General features: G+C 52.5%; 15 protein-coding genes and 1 tRNA gene. 8 read left to right on the plus strand and 8 right to left on the minus strand.

The window, feature by feature from the left end; translation table 11 throughout:
- Nucleotides 1–89: 89 nt before the first annotated feature.
- Nucleotides 90–177: transfer RNA gene (locus tag G506_RS0114135), tRNA-Ser, on the minus strand.
- A gap of 415 nt (nt 178–592) precedes the next feature.
- Here G506_RS0114135 and G506_RS0114140 point away from each other — a divergent pair.
- A complete protein-coding gene (locus G506_RS0114140) occupies nt 593–1,522 on the plus strand; it encodes a YeiH family protein (RefSeq protein WP_051202156.1) in 930 nt (309 codons plus the stop codon).
- Here the strand turns inward: G506_RS0114140 and G506_RS20975 are convergent.
- Nucleotides 1,507–1,650, minus strand: a complete 144-nt coding sequence (locus G506_RS20975) for a hypothetical protein (protein WP_156904909.1) — start codon at nt 1,648–1,650, stop codon at nt 1,507–1,509. The two genes, G506_RS0114140 and G506_RS20975, sit on opposite strands and share 16 nt — an antisense overlap.
- A 168-nt stretch (nt 1,651–1,818) precedes the next feature.
- Between G506_RS20975 and G506_RS0114150 the strand changes: the two genes are divergently transcribed.
- The 7 genes from G506_RS0114150 (at nt 1,819) to G506_RS0114185 (ending at nt 7,068) form a co-directional block, all read left to right on the plus strand.
- Nucleotides 1,819–2,187, plus strand: a complete 369-nt coding sequence (locus G506_RS0114150) for a hypothetical protein (RefSeq protein WP_028117428.1) — start codon at nt 1,819–1,821, stop codon at nt 2,185–2,187.
- A 161-nt stretch (nt 2,188–2,348) separates the two neighbouring features.
- Nucleotides 2,349–3,164 carry a phosphate ABC transporter substrate-binding protein gene (locus G506_RS0114160; RefSeq protein ID WP_028117429.1) on the plus strand — a complete coding sequence of 272 codons (816 nt, stop codon included), beginning with the start codon at nt 2,349–2,351 and terminating at the stop codon, nt 3,162–3,164.
- A 74-nt stretch (nt 3,165–3,238) separates the two neighbouring features.
- Nucleotides 3,239–4,153 carry a phosphate ABC transporter permease subunit PstC gene (gene pstC, locus G506_RS0114165; protein ID WP_028117430.1) on the plus strand — a complete coding sequence of 305 codons (915 nt, stop codon included), beginning with the start codon at nt 3,239–3,241 and terminating at the stop codon, nt 4,151–4,153.
- Complete coding sequence (gene pstA, locus G506_RS0114170) at nt 4,153–4,998, plus strand: phosphate ABC transporter permease PstA (RefSeq protein WP_028117431.1); 846 nt, start codon at nt 4,153–4,155, stop codon at nt 4,996–4,998. The genes pstC and pstA overlap by 1 nt, the downstream gene beginning before the upstream one ends.
- Before the next feature lie 18 nt (nt 4,999–5,016).
- Nucleotides 5,017–5,766 (plus strand): phosphate ABC transporter ATP-binding protein PstB, encoded by a 750-nt coding sequence (gene pstB, locus G506_RS0114175; RefSeq protein ID WP_028117432.1) that lies wholly within the window; start codon nt 5,017–5,019, stop codon nt 5,764–5,766.
- 146 nt (nt 5,767–5,912) lie between these two features.
- The gene (locus G506_RS19845; RefSeq protein WP_051202157.1) at nt 5,913–6,242 is read left to right on the plus strand and encodes a TM2 domain-containing protein; all 330 of its coding nucleotides are present in this window, start codon (nt 5,913–5,915) and stop codon (nt 6,240–6,242) included.
- A gap of 193 nt (nt 6,243–6,435) precedes the next feature.
- Complete coding sequence (locus G506_RS0114185; RefSeq protein ID WP_028117434.1) at nt 6,436–7,068, plus strand: YchE family NAAT transporter; 633 nt, start codon at nt 6,436–6,438, stop codon at nt 7,066–7,068.
- A gap of 85 nt (nt 7,069–7,153) precedes the next feature.
- Here the strand turns inward: G506_RS0114185 and G506_RS0114190 are convergent, their stop codons facing one another.
- The 6 genes from G506_RS0114190 to fldA all read right to left on the minus strand — a co-directional run bounded on the left by G506_RS0114190 (nt 7,154) and on the right by fldA (nt 13,113).
- Nucleotides 7,154–7,378, minus strand: coding sequence for a hypothetical protein (locus tag G506_RS0114190; RefSeq protein ID WP_028117435.1), 225 nt, complete (start codon nt 7,376–7,378; stop codon nt 7,154–7,156).
- A 111-nt stretch (nt 7,379–7,489) separates the two neighbouring features.
- Complete coding sequence (locus tag G506_RS0114195; protein WP_028117436.1) at nt 7,490–8,866, minus strand: DUF4397 domain-containing protein; 1,377 nt, start codon at nt 8,864–8,866, stop codon at nt 7,490–7,492.
- Nucleotides 8,867–8,937: 71 nt separating this feature from the next.
- Complete coding sequence (locus G506_RS0114200; RefSeq protein ID WP_028117437.1) at nt 8,938–10,266, minus strand: anti-phage deoxyguanosine triphosphatase; 1,329 nt, start codon at nt 10,264–10,266, stop codon at nt 8,938–8,940.
- Nucleotides 10,267–10,353: 87 nt separating this feature from the next.
- Entirely contained in the window at nt 10,354–10,956 is a 603-nt protein-coding gene (gene yfbR, locus G506_RS0114205) for a 5'-deoxynucleotidase (protein ID WP_028117438.1), read from the minus strand.
- 148 nt (nt 10,957–11,104) lie between these two features.
- Nucleotides 11,105–12,319, minus strand: coding sequence for a pyridoxal phosphate-dependent aminotransferase (locus G506_RS0114210; RefSeq protein ID WP_028117439.1), 1,215 nt, complete (start codon nt 12,317–12,319; stop codon nt 11,105–11,107).
- 272 nt (nt 12,320–12,591) lie between these two features.
- On the minus strand, nt 12,592–13,113 hold the full coding sequence (fldA, locus tag G506_RS0114215) for a flavodoxin FldA (RefSeq protein WP_028117440.1): 522 nt from the start codon (nt 13,111–13,113) through the stop codon (nt 12,592–12,594).
- Nucleotides 13,114–13,115: the final 2 nt, after the last annotated feature.

The raw sequence follows: 13,115 nt of genomic DNA on the forward strand, positions 1-13,115 counted from the left end.
GGACACCTGACCTTTAAATTGTTTCGATGTTTTCAGAGTTCTCACTCTTGATGTTTATTGAGCTCACGCTCGGTCTCTTCAAAAGAAGATGGCGGTCAGGGAGAGATTCGAACTCTCGATACGTTGCCGTATACACACTTTCCAGGCGTGCTCCTTCAGCCACTCGGACACCTGACCGTTTTAATTTTTGATATTTTCAGAGCTCACACTCTTCAAACAATCTCAGTGCAAGGCTGAAGAGCACGCTGACGTGCTAATACCTAGTTGCTTCGCAACTTGGCAGCCACTCGGACACCTGACCGTTTATTTGTCGTTGAGCTAGTGCCCAACAACGGAGCGAGACTTTACGGATGTGACGCCATTAGGTCAAGCGTGGATTTTGATTGTTTAGTGCGACTGCTTGTTTGTGCGCCATTTTGTTGAGTGTCTGCACAAAAGCGCGAGCACACGGTCTAAAGCGAACCGATAAAATGTTTACTAAATCGCAATTCGCAGGCAGCTAAAGCCGATATAATTTGCGATCTTTGTCAAACAACACCAATCGACTTGGCTGTGATAGCGGCTTGGCGGTTGGTCATTAAGAGAGGTTTCGGTGTCGCGATGGATTCAGCGTCCCACAGATTGGGGCTTTTGGCTGGTGGCGGGCCTGTGTTTGTTGCCGTCGGTGAACTCGCCGATGGCGTTGATGTTTGGCTTAGTGTTGGCCACCATCGGTTGGATACCACAGGGGATCTCGGTCAGTGCACTGGCTAAGACGTTGCTCGGTTGGGCCATTATCGGCTTGGGCTTTGGCATCCATCTGGAACAAGCGATAGCGGTGACGATCGATAGTATCGGTATCGTCGTGACCACGATTTTTGGCACCTTACTGGTTGGTACCTTGCTGGCTCGCTGGCTTAAAGTCGAGCGGGTTACCGGCCATTTAATCGCCTCTGGCACCGCGATTTGTGGTGGCAGTGCCATTGCTGCAGTAGCCCCGGCGATCAACGCCAACGATGATCAGACCTCGGTCGCGCTGGCTACCGTGTTTGTATTGAATTCGATAGCGTTGTTTATCTTTCCGGTTATTGGCCATTGGTTTGAACTGAGCCAACAGCAATTTGGCGTCTGGGCGGCGATCGCCATTCACGATACCTCTTCGGTTGTGGGTGCCGCTGGCGCCTATGGCGACCAAGCGCTTGCCACCGCGACTACGGTTAAGTTGGCACGGGCACTGTGGATTATTCCCGTGGCACTGTTAAGTGCGTTGCTGTTCCGCAGCCAAGGCAAAGGATTGGCGATACCGCAGTTCATTGTGTTGTATGTCGCGGCGATGGTAGTGGCGTGGTTGTTCCCTGCAGGAGAGGCGATTTACCAAGGCATTTTCCAGATCAGCAAACAGGTGATGGTACTTTGTTTGTTCTTGATTGGCGCGGGCATTACGTTGCCGAAATTGCGCCAAGCGGGCAGTCAACCGCTGCTGCTTGGGGTGCTGTTGTGGCTGGTGATCAGCAGCAGTTCGCTGGCTTATTTGCTGCTCTGACGAACGATAAAATAACCGAGAACACTGGCGAACAGGCTTAGTTCAATCAGAGCCAGCAACAGCCCTGAAGCGACAAAGGTGGCGCCAATGCCAATTGGCACCACTAACAACAATGGATGAAAGCGCATAACGGATCCCTTGTAAGTGATAGCCCAAGGGTGGCGATTGTTGCTTTGGCGCTCAACAACCCTTTGCTATATCTCATGCCGTAATTATCTCGCTTGTGCTTCGTCGCGCATTCATCACGCTGCTGGCTGGTTATACTGAACATTCTGACTTTATTAATTTTTTGACTGATGTTTACCAAGTTACTTATTACTGTCGCCATTATCGCTGTGGTGATCTGGGTGGCGACTCGCAAGCGCCAATCTTCCGCGACCGCCGCTGTGACTGCCGAGCTGCCGCCATCACCGCAACTAGTATGGTTGCAACGATTAGCGCCATTATTCGCGATAGTGGTGCTGTTGCTGGCGGCGGCGTGGTACGGCTATGGTTGGTTGCAGGGGCAACAACTGCTGCAGGTGACGGTTACCTCAGCGCAAGGTGAAGTGGCCACTTATCAGGTCAAAAAGCGCGACCTGCAAGGACGTAAGTTGGTTACCGTCAATGGCTTAGAGGTGGTGCTAAGTCAGATGGATAGAATTGAAGTTGAGCCTATTCAATAACTTAAATCAACCAGGCAAGCGCCGCTTGGGTGCGGGTAACTGCTCCATAGCGGCTGACATCAAAGCTGCACAGAAGTGAAATATTTTCGTCATATGGCTTTGGCTTAATGCACTCGACCTCTCGAAGAAGAGGTACAACAAGGACATTAAGGTAAACCACCATGAAAAAATTTGTAGCTTGCGCACTGGCGTTGGCCTCTGTAATGACTGCCTCCAATGCGATTGCCAAAGAGACCATCACTGTTTCTGGCTCCACTTCCGTCACTGGTGTTATGGAAGTGTTGGCGGAAACCTACAGCAACAAAACCGGGATCTCGGTTGAAGTTCAAGGAACCGGCTCCTCTGCAGGGATCCGCGCTGCTAACGAAGGGACTTCGATGCTGGGGATGTCGTCACGTAATGTTAAAGACAGCGAAAAGCGCGCCGGTCTGATTGAGACGGTGATTGCCAACGATGGCATCGCCGTGGCAGTTAACAACAATAACGCCATTGAGCAACTGACCATGGCGCAGATCACCGCCATCTACAAAGGCGAGATCACCAACTGGAAAGAGGTCGGTGGTAAGCCTGGCCCAATCGTAGTGGTTACCCGTGATACCGCTTCTGGTACTCGCGGTGCTTTTGAATCCATCATGAAGCTGAAGCGCGAAATCAACGGCATGAAGGTCAGTGCTATTACTCCTCGCGCTCAAGTGGGCAATGGCAATGGCATGGTAAAAACCATGGTCGCCAACAACCCCAACGCCATCGGTTACATCTCTTTAGGGTCGGTTGACCAATCTCTGCGGGCGCTGAACGTTGATGGTGCCACACCATCGGTTGCCGCTATCAAAGCCGGCCAGTACCCAATTGCTCGTCCATTTATCCTGTTGGCTGATGAAAAAGCGCCGAAGAACGCGGTTGATTTCACCAATTGGATCCTGTCTGACGAAGGCCAAAAAATCGTCACTAAGAAAGGTTACGTAGCGATTAACTAAGCTGCTGATGACTTTTAAGCTGGCAGCCCAATTTGCTGGTTGCCAGTTTTTGCTGCTTGAAAGGTTTTACAATTATGACCATTGCTCAAAATCGCGTTGAAGCCATGGCGACCGACGATCTACTGGCCACCTCTAAACGACGTGAACTGATTGAACATCTGTTTCACGGCCTGTTTCTGCTAAGCGCCTTTATCGGCGTGTTGTCGGTGTGCACCATCGGTTTTTTCCTTATCAAAGAGAGTGTCGCCGCCGTTGAATTTGCCGGTGTTAGCGAGATTCTGTTTGGCCTAGAGTGGTTGCCACCGGCGTTATACGGTATTGCGCCGATGATTGTCGGTACCTTGCTGTCTACCGCAGTCGCCATCGCCATTGGCGTTCCGGTTGGCCTGTTGACCGCCATCTTCCTTGCTGAAATTGCCCCGGAATGGTTGGTGAAATACATGCGCCCGGCCATTGAGCTGCTGGCGGGCATCCCTTCTGTGGTGTATGGCTTTTTTGGCTTAGTGGTGATTGTGCCGTTGATTGAGCAGCTGTTTGGGGTGCCGTCGGGGGCAACCGTATTGGCTGGTTCAATCGTCTTGGCGGTGATGATTCTGCCAACGGTGATTGCGGTTTCTGATACCTCTATCCGAGCGTTGCCAAAGCAATACAAAGAGGGGTCGCTGGCGCTGGGGGCTTCCCACATCTACACCATTTTTAAAGTGCTGCTGCCGGCGGCACGATCGGGGATCCTAACTGGCATCATTTTAGGTATTGCCCGCGCCATTGGTGAAACCATGGCGATCATCATGGTGATGGGCAACGCCCCGGCAATGCCAAACAGCATCTTAGAGTCAGCGCGGTCGTTGACTGCCAACATTGCTCTGGAGATGTCTTACGCCACCGGTGTTCACGCCAGCGCCTTGTACGCCACCGGCGTGGTGTTGCTGCTGTTTGTGATGCTACTCAACGGCACGCTGATGTTCCTAAACCGCGAGAGGGTCAAATAATGTTAAGTCGTGATAATAGCGATCGCTTGCTGCTGGGACTTATCTGGGGCTCGGCGGTAGTGACCATGGCATTTTTGGTGTGGATCCTGTTTTACATCATCAGCAATGGCATCGCCTTTGTTGATTGGAGTTTCATTACCGACAACTACACCCGCACTGGCGATGAGGCGGGCATTTGGCCAATGATTGTCGCCACCATCTATATGGTGTTGCTGTCGGTATTGATTGCCGCACCGATTGGCATCATGACCGCCATCTACCTGACTGAATACGCCAAACCCGGCAGCCAGTTAGTGCGGCTGATCCGCTTCTGTACTGAGTCGTTAGCGGGCATTCCGTCAATCATTTATGGCCTATTTGGCTTAACGTTTTTTGTCACCATCATGGGCCTTGGATTCTCGATTTTGGCTGGGGCGCTAACCCTGTCAATTTTGATCTTGCCGGTGATCATTCGTACCACCGAAGAGGCGATCATTGCGGTGCCGGTATCTTACCGTGAAGCCTCTTTTGGCCTTGGCGCCTCTCGTCTGTACACCATCGCTCGGGTGATCTTGCCAGCGGCGATGCCTGGGATTGTGACCTCGTTGATTCTCTCTATCGGTCGCATTATTGGTGAATCGGCGCCGGTGTATCTGACCGCTGGGATGGTTGCCAAAATTCCGGAATCGGTGTTTGACTCTGGCCGAACCCTGACGGTGCATCTATATATGCTAACCACTGAGCTATACACCCAACACGATTGGGATATGGCCTTTGCCACGGCAACCGTACTGATTGTGGTGGTATTGGTGATTAACCTACTAACCAAATTGATCTCCAGCCGCTTTAGTAAAGCGACGTATTAACACTGGGTTATAACAACAATGAATACTTTTGAAATCGAAAACCTGGATCTCTATTACGGCGACAATAAAGCGCTGAAAAACATCAATCTAACCATTCCGCACAAGCAAGTGACTGCCTTTATTGGCCCGTCTGGTTGCGGTAAATCGACACTACTGCGCACCTTAAACCGGATGAACGATCTTATCCCAGGGGTGCGGATCAACGGCAAAGTCACCATGGATGGCGCCAACATCTACGGTGAGGTCGATGTTCGTAAATTGCGGATGCGCTGTGGCATGGTGTTTCAGAAGCCAAACCCATTCCCAATGAGCATCTACGAAAACGTGGCTTATGGGCAAAAAGCCCAAGGGGTCAAAAATAAGAAGCAGTTAGACGCTATCGTGGAAGAGGCACTGCGTGGCGCAGCCTTATGGGATGAGGTTAAAGACCGGTTGCATACGCCTGCCTTTGGTTTGTCCGGCGGTCAGCAGCAGCGGTTGTGCATTGCCCGCACTATTGCCATGAAACCGGATGTGATCTTGATGGATGAACCGACGTCGGCGCTGGATCCGATCGCCACCAAGAAGATCGAGGATCTGATGGAAAGCCTGCGCAAAGAGTTCACCGTGGTGATTGTCACCCACTCGATGGCACAGGCGCGCCGCATCGCAGACAAGACGGCGTTCTTCTTGATGGGGGAACTGGTCGAGCATGGTGAAACCGATCAGATTTTCACTGAGCCCAAAGACAAGCGTACTCACGGTTACATCACTGGCGATTTCGGTTAGCCGCTAACTAAACTAACGCCTGTTCGCTCAGATTGCCCTAAGGCCACCGATTCGGTGGCCTTATTGTTTTTTATTTGAGTCACTGCAAAGTTTTGAGCGCACACCTGTACTTATAATGTGGCCGTTGATAACTGTTTGAGAACGTTATGCCCCGTATTACTTGCAGCCACTGCCACCAATCGACTCGCAACGACTTAGCCCTGTGCCAGTACTGTCACAGCGGTTTGCACTTAGAGGCCCTAGCTGGGGTTGATCCGACTTTACGCTTTCGTTGTCAGACTTTGGCGGCTCGTTATGGCTTATATCTCGGCTCGTTTGGGGTGCATCGCTTCTATTTAGGGGATCATCTGCGCGGTAGCCTGTATCTGGCGTTTTGTTGGACGTTGGTGCCAACGGTGCTTGGGATCATTGATGGTATTAAGTTACAGCGGATGGCGACCGAGCAATTTCAGCAGCGTTGGCGTTGTCAATCGTAGTGATGGCTTCACAGGCAGTTGCCCTAACTGCCGCTATACTTCAGCACGAAGCGACTGCAGTCGCGGATGATTTCGATTAGCTAAGCTAATCGAAAAGGGGGGCTTTTGGATGCAAATTTTCATTGTTTCCAAATGGCCAATTCCCCTAAAGTATGCGCGTTTTATTGACCCCTTATCGAAGAGACGCACTCCTGTGGATCTAACTCTGTTTTTACAGTTTTTTGTGGGCTTGATCGCAATCATTAACCCTGTTGGTCTGTTGCCGGTATTCGTTACCCTAACCAGTCATCAGAGTGAAGCGGAGCGCCTGCGTACCAGCACCATTGCCAACTTTGCGGTAGTGGTGATTTTGGTAACCACCATTTTTGCTGGCCAGATCATTCTGGATATGTTCAGCATCTCGATTCCGGCATTCCGCATTGCCGGTGGCACCCTGATCCTGTTTATCGCCATGTCGATGTTGCAGGGCAAATTGGGTGAGGTGAAACACAACTCCGCCGAAGATCGCGAATCCGCCAACAAAGAGTCGGTGGCTGTGGTGCCTTTGGCACTGCCGCTGATGGCAGGCCCAGGGGCGATCTCCTCGGTGCTGGTGTTCTCTGCTGAATACCATGAGCCAGTGGCACTGATGGGCATGAGCCTGTGTGTGGTGCTATTTGGTTTAACCAGTTGGTTGGTATTCCGCTTGGCGCCAGTGCTGTACAAAGTGCTTGGCCAAACTGGCATTAACGTAATCACCCGTATTATGGGTCTGTTAATGCTGGCCATTGGCGTAGAAATTATGGCGGCAGGTCTGAAAGGGTTGTTCCCAGTTTTAGCTGGCTAACCGCTGCTACAAGCCAACAAAAAAGCGCTGCTACAATCTAGCGGCGCTTTTTGTTTGTCTGCGATTTGTTAGCAGTGAGGCCAGCTCAGCCATTAGGGCTGAGTATCGAATTGGCGATCGGCGCTATCAACATAATGATGATGATCGCCACGCAGGCAAATTGTAGCCAGTAATCTTCGATATCTTCCAGCGCTTCTTGGCGCTCACCTTTGCCAAGCGAACTGTCCTTATAGGCGCTGAAGTAACGGTAGCCCCAATACAGGTTACCCAATACAAAGATTGAAAAGACGATGAGTAGACGCGCTTCCATACCAGTCTCTTGCTCGTTTTTTGCCCCAGTATACAAGGCTCTGTGCTTGAGAAAAGTGGTTAGCTAACGCCGCCTCATAGTTACACTGTTAACAATACCCGCCGCAGTGCTTTAGTCGGCGACAAGGTCGTCTAACAGGATCACGCCCAACGGTGTGCCGCCACCCGCTTGATCGCGAGCGATCGCGGTGTACAACTTACCGGCTTCTAAGGTGAGCTCCAGTGGGCCAATTGCCGCATCTTGCGAGCCAGTTGGGGTAACGGTGACAAAGTAGGTACCGGCAGCCAAAGGCACCCGACCAGTTTCCGCCATGATTGGCACGTCGCTAAAGGCTGGAGTTTCATCGCTGATGTCATTGTCGCTGCCAACGTAAATGTCGACATTGCCAGCGCTTGGCGAAGCGTGCAGCAAGCGCAGCCCCGCTTCGGTGGCAATCCGACGACGGTCATCCGTTACCACCCATGGGGCGATCTCGGCCAATTCGTTGATTGCGAGAACGGTATAAGCGGTGTTGATGTCGAGCGTGACGTCGGCATCAATAACAAAAGTGCCCGGTGCCGCAGCGGGTTCAACTTGGACGTTATAATCGCCGGCAGGGACGTTGAGATACCCAGATGCCACTGGGTAGGGCACATTTGTCAAAATTGCATTGCCGTTGGCCAGTACATTGACTTCTGGTGCATCGGGCGAGGCATGGACTACTCGCAGTTCGCTGCCGGCGTTGACGTCGGTGATAGTTACTGTGCCTTCATCCGACCACGCCACTACGGCCACAGGTGATGAACCAGTCAGGGTATTGTTTACCGCCGCCAGCAACAGATCAGTGCCTGCTTCTAGGGTCAGGGTTCCGGTATCAAACACCGCGTCTTTGCTGCCTTCGGCAGTGATCCGGATCTGGTACTCACCGGCCGCCACTTCCAGCAGATCGCTGTTGGCTTTGAACGGAACGCCGCTCAGGGTCGGTTCGCTGGTGGTTAAGTCGGCACCTGGTGCGGTGACATAAATATCAACGGTCGGCGCTTGGCTGGCAGCGTGCAGCACCTGCAATCGAATATTACCAGCGCCAAAGTCTTCATCGGCGCGGGCAAGCACCAGCGGTTCGAGGGTGCCATCGGCAACGTTACCGACAGCGATAACCGAATATTCGGTGTCGGCCTCAAGGTTAAAATCCGCCGGACCGATGACGGTGGTGGTGCTGCCGTCTGGCAAAATGGCATCTACGTTAATGCTGTAACTGGCGCTATCGAGTTCGATAAAGGCGGAGCCGGTCAGATAATCAACCCCTTCAAGGGCGTTGGCGCCATTGACGCCAATGTTTACCTTCGGTGCATCGGAAGAGGCGTGTAGCACTCGGATTTCGGTGGTGGGCGTTACTGGCGCGGCACCACCGCCAGCGGCGGCGGGATTGTGATCGTCACTGCTGCTGCCGCAGCCGACCACCATCAGGGTCGACAGCACGGCAGCGGAATACTTGGTTAGGTTTGGCATTTCGCTCTCTCCATGATTGAGTTGGCAGAGAGCTAAAACGAACAGCGGTCTGGCTTAGATCACCTAAGCGTCTAAAAGTCGGTTAAATAATTGGTTCCAGCGAATAAATTGCCATGCAATCGGGCGGCAAAATCGTCGGTCATGCCGGACAGGTAATCGCTGATCACCCGCTGTCCAGTGTGACCCTCGGCTACCGCTTGCTGCCATTTATGGCGAGTGTTCTCTGGCAGTAATCGTTGCGGTTCACTGGCCAGCGCAGCAAACAGCGCCATCACCACTTGCTGACCCTTGAACTCTAATCGTTGCACGCTGCTGTGCTGAATTACGTTGCGAGAAACAAACTGTTTCAGGGCATCCAGCAGTCGCTGCTGTGGCTGTGGCAATTGCGCTCGAAAAGCCAGCAACGGCTGTTGAAAATCGTCAAGATGGACAACTTCAATGGCAGTAACAAAGCCATTTACCAGTGCGCCAATGGCCTTTTTGCGGCGGTGATGTTCTGTGGCAAACAGTTGTGTCGATAGGCTGTTTAGCTCTGTGGCGCTGAGCGACAACTCGCCCTGCTGCACCAGCGGCTCGACCACTTGCTGTTGCCACTGCTCGTGACTAATTATCCCCAGCACTATCGCATCTTCTAGATCATGCACCGAATAGGCGATGTCATCGGCCAGCTCCATGATGGTGCAATCGAGTGATTTATGCTGGCTGCGTCCGTGTCGCTCGGCGCAGGCCGTTGGCTTGGCGGTTAAAAACCGATGGCGATCGCTGTCGCTTAAGGGCGCCAAAATCCAATCGCGAATATCTCGGTCATCATCGTAAACCGCTTTGGCTGGTAGCCACTGACTGGTTGCTAGAAACTGGCCGTTGGCGGTTGCTGGCGGCAAATTGTTGCGACGCAGATCCGATTGCAGCAGGGGGTATTTCAACACTCCCAACAAGGTGCGGCGGGTCAGATTCATGCCATGCAGTTCGGTGTAGGGCTCTAGTTTGGCGAGGATCCGTAGGGTTTGGGCATTACCCTCAAATCCGCCGTGTTGGCGCATCATGTAGTTAAGCGCAACTTCACCACCGTGGCCGTAGGGCGGGTGGCCAATATCGTGGGCCAGACACAAGGCTTCGATCAGTTGGTCATCAAACAGTGGTGCCAGCTGCGGGTAGCGCACCCGCAACTGAGCGTTGATGCCGCTGCCAATCTGCGCTGCTTCAATGGAATGGGTTAGGCGGGTGCGGTGGAAATCGTTGAGGCCGCTGCCCAGTACTTGGGTTTTCGATTGCAGGCGCCGAAAGGCGGCGCTGTGTAATACCCGCGCTTTGTCCCGTTGATAGCGCGAACGCTGATCTTGCTGGCTGTTTTTCGGTGAGGGTTGCTGGCGTTGTTGCCAGTGGGCATCAAGCTGGGTCACAAGTAGGCCTTATGCAAAAGCCAGCGCCAAACAATCTTGGGGCGCTGGCTAATTTACTTTAGATCAGAAGTGGTTAGCCAACAATGGTCAGCGTTTTAGTTGCGCCAAGCTATCGAGGGTGTGGTTGCAGGAGGAGATAAACACATCGAGGAAGTAGGCCACTTCCGGTTGTTGTCGTAGTTGTTCCAATTTCGGTTCCATCTTGGCCACCACGTGATCAAATTCGTGGTTGTTGTGGGCCAGTTCATCTTTGGCTTTAAGGTAAGCGCAAATAATGTCGGCGGCTTTGACCAGTTGGGCGTAGGTGGGATCGATGTTTTGTTGGATCACCAGATCGGCAAAGTCGGCTTGCAGCTCCAGCGGCAGCGAAGCCAAACATTGTTGCTCTGCGGCTTGCTCTAACAGTTTGAACTCTTTGGTGATCTGTGGATTGGAGTACTTCACTGGGCTAACAATGTCCCCCAGCCAAGTCTCGCTGCACTCATGATATAGCGCGATGGTGGCGGCTTTTTCGGGGCTAAGATCGCCGTCGAATTTGCGGTTTTTAATCACCGCCAACAGGTGGGCAACAATCGCCACTTGGTGGCTGTGCTCAGCGACGTTCTCCGGTTTAACGCAAAACATCAATGACCAACGACGGATCAGTGGCATCCGAAATAGCCACGCGAGAAAAGTACTGGCTTGGGGCACGAATTAACTCTCAATAAATAAAAAAACGCAGGGTTAAGGTAAACCCTGCGTTCGGTTGCGGCTAGTACTCGTCGCATTAATACTGCTAACTGCTAACTGCTAACTGCTAACTGCTAACTGCTAACTGCTAACTGCTAACTGTTAGCTGCTATTGCTTATAGCGATGCAAGAAGCGCTCTAGGTTGTCCATCGCTTTGGAGAGATCTTCTAGGTGCGGCAGGAACACCACCCGGAAGTGATCCGGCTCTGGCCAGTTAAAGGCGGTGCCTTGCACCAGCAGGATCTTCTCTTGCATTAGCAGATCGAGCACCATCTGCTGGTCGTTAACCAGATTGAACTTCTTCATATCCAGTTTCGGGAAGGCATACAGTGCGCCTTTGGGCTTGTAGCAGCTTACCCCTTCCATGGCGTTAAGGCGTTCCACCACCAAGTCCCGTTGCTGGCATAAACGGCCGGTCGGCAGCAGCAGTTCGTTGATGCTCTGATAGCCGCCCAGCGCGGTTTGTACCGCGTGTTGCATCGGTACGTTGGCGCACAGGCGCATCGACGCTAGCATCTCCAGCCCTTCGATGTAGCCTTTGGCGTGATCTTTTTGACCGGAGATCATCATCCAGCCAACTCGGAAGCCAGCGGCGCGGTAGGCTTTAGACAGACCATTAAAGGTGATGATCAGCAGGTCATCGGCCAAGCTGGCGGTTGGGATATGCTGGGCACCATCGTACAGAATGCGGTCGTAGATCTCGTCCGAGAACACGATCAACTGGTGTTCGCGGGCAATTTCCAGCAGCTCCAACAGCATCGCCCTGCTGTAGACCGCGCCGGTTGGGTTGTTCGGGTTGATCAATACCAAGCCACGGGTTTGTGGGGTGATCTTGCGACGGATATCTTCCAGATCCGGCATCCAGTCTTGCTGTTCATCACAGATGTAGTGACGGGCTTTGCCGCCGGCCAAGTTCACCGCCGCGGTCCACAATGGGTAATCCGGTGCCGGAACCAGGATTTCGTCGCCGTTGTTCAGCAGCCCCTGCATCGCCATCACGATCAGCTCTGATACGCCGTTGCCCATGTAAACGTCTTCAACGTCAACGCCGTGCACGCCGACCTGCTGATAGGCTTGAACCACCGCTTTACGGGCTGAGAACAAGCCTTTGGAATCGCAGTAGCCCTGGCTTTCAGGCAAGTTGTAGATCACATCGCGGATGATCTCTTCTGGGGCATCGAAACCGAACGGTGCTGGGTTGCCGATGTTCAGTTTCAGAATTCGGTGGCCTTCCTCTTCAAGGCGTTTTGCTTCACGTGCCACTGGCCCACGAATGTCATAACAGACCGAGTTGAGCTTATTGGACTTATTCAGCGGCTTCATGGTGGATCCTTACTGCCTGGGATGCTTTTTAAGCGATGATTTAGCGCTGTACGTCGGTAGGGTTAGCAGATTGTGCTAACGATTAAACAACCAACAAAACAGTGAATGCGATCGGTTTAACTCTAAAATTCAGACGCTTCGTCGGTTTTTGAGAGCGATTCAGCAACCATATCTAAATCATCGGATTGGGGGAAGTAAAGATTGGCTTATCAAAGCAAATAAAAAGGGCCGCCAGTGGCGACCCTTAATTGAAGCTGAATGTTGGTTGCGGCTTATGCCAGCTCGGCCAGACACATCTCTTCGTACAGCTGTTTTACCCAAGCGTCTACGCGCGCTTCGGTCAGCTCTGGCTGGCGATCTTCATCAATGCCCAGACCGATGAAGGTGCTGTCATCAACCAGTGCTTTAGAGGCTTCGAATTCGTAGCCTGCGGTAGAGGTGTGACCAACGATGATAGCGCCGCGCTCACGCACGATGTCACCCAGTTGACCCATAGCGTCCAAGAAGTACTCGGCGTAGTCTTCTTGGTCACCGCAACCGAAGATTGCGACCAGTTTATCGTTAAAGTCCAGCTGCTCCAGTTCTGGGAAGAAGTCATCCCAGTCGCACTGCGCTTCACCGTAGTACCAGGTCGGGATCCCAAACAGCAGCAGGCTGAACTCGTCGATCTCTTCCTTGCTGCTTTTAGCGATGTCTTTAACTTCAACCAGCTCGCCAAGTTTCTTTTGGATCATTTTAGCAACGGCTTCAGTGTTACCGGTGTCGCTGCCAAAGAACAGACCTACGCTTGCCATTC

This window comes from Ferrimonas senticii DSM 18821 (assembly GCF_000422665.1).
GTDB classification, from domain to species: Bacteria; Pseudomonadota; Gammaproteobacteria; order Enterobacterales; family Shewanellaceae; genus Ferrimonas; species Ferrimonas senticii.

Bases quoted from the DNA above. Each gene is read 5' to 3' on its own strand.
- G506_RS20975 (WP_156904909.1), bottom strand. From the start codon at position 1,650: ATGCGCTTTCATCCATTGTTGTTAGTGGTGCCAATTGGCATTGGCGCC.
- G506_RS0114150 (WP_028117428.1), top strand. From the start codon at position 1,819: ATGTTTACCAAGTTACTTATTACTGTCGCCATTATCGCTGTGGTGATC.
- G506_RS0114160 (WP_028117429.1), top strand. From the start codon at position 2,349: ATGAAAAAATTTGTAGCTTGCGCACTGGCGTTGGCCTCTGTAATGACT.
- pstC (WP_028117430.1), top strand. From the start codon at position 3,239: ATGACCATTGCTCAAAATCGCGTTGAAGCCATGGCGACCGACGATCTA.
- pstA (WP_028117431.1), top strand. From the start codon at position 4,153: ATGTTAAGTCGTGATAATAGCGATCGCTTGCTGCTGGGACTTATCTGG.
- pstB (WP_028117432.1), top strand. From the start codon at position 5,017: ATGAATACTTTTGAAATCGAAAACCTGGATCTCTATTACGGCGACAAT.
- G506_RS19845 (WP_051202157.1), top strand. From the start codon at position 5,913: ATGCCCCGTATTACTTGCAGCCACTGCCACCAATCGACTCGCAACGAC.
- G506_RS0114190 (WP_028117435.1), bottom strand. From the start codon at position 7,378: ATGGAAGCGCGTCTACTCATCGTCTTTTCAATCTTTGTATTGGGTAAC.
- G506_RS0114195 (WP_028117436.1), bottom strand. From the start codon at position 8,866: ATGCCAAACCTAACCAAGTATTCCGCTGCCGTGCTGTCGACCCTGATG.
- G506_RS0114210 (WP_028117439.1), bottom strand. From the start codon at position 12,319: ATGAAGCCGCTGAATAAGTCCAATAAGCTCAACTCGGTCTGTTATGAC.
- fldA (WP_028117440.1), bottom strand. From the start codon at position 13,113: ATGGCAAGCGTAGGTCTGTTCTTTGGCAGCGACACCGGTAACACTGAA.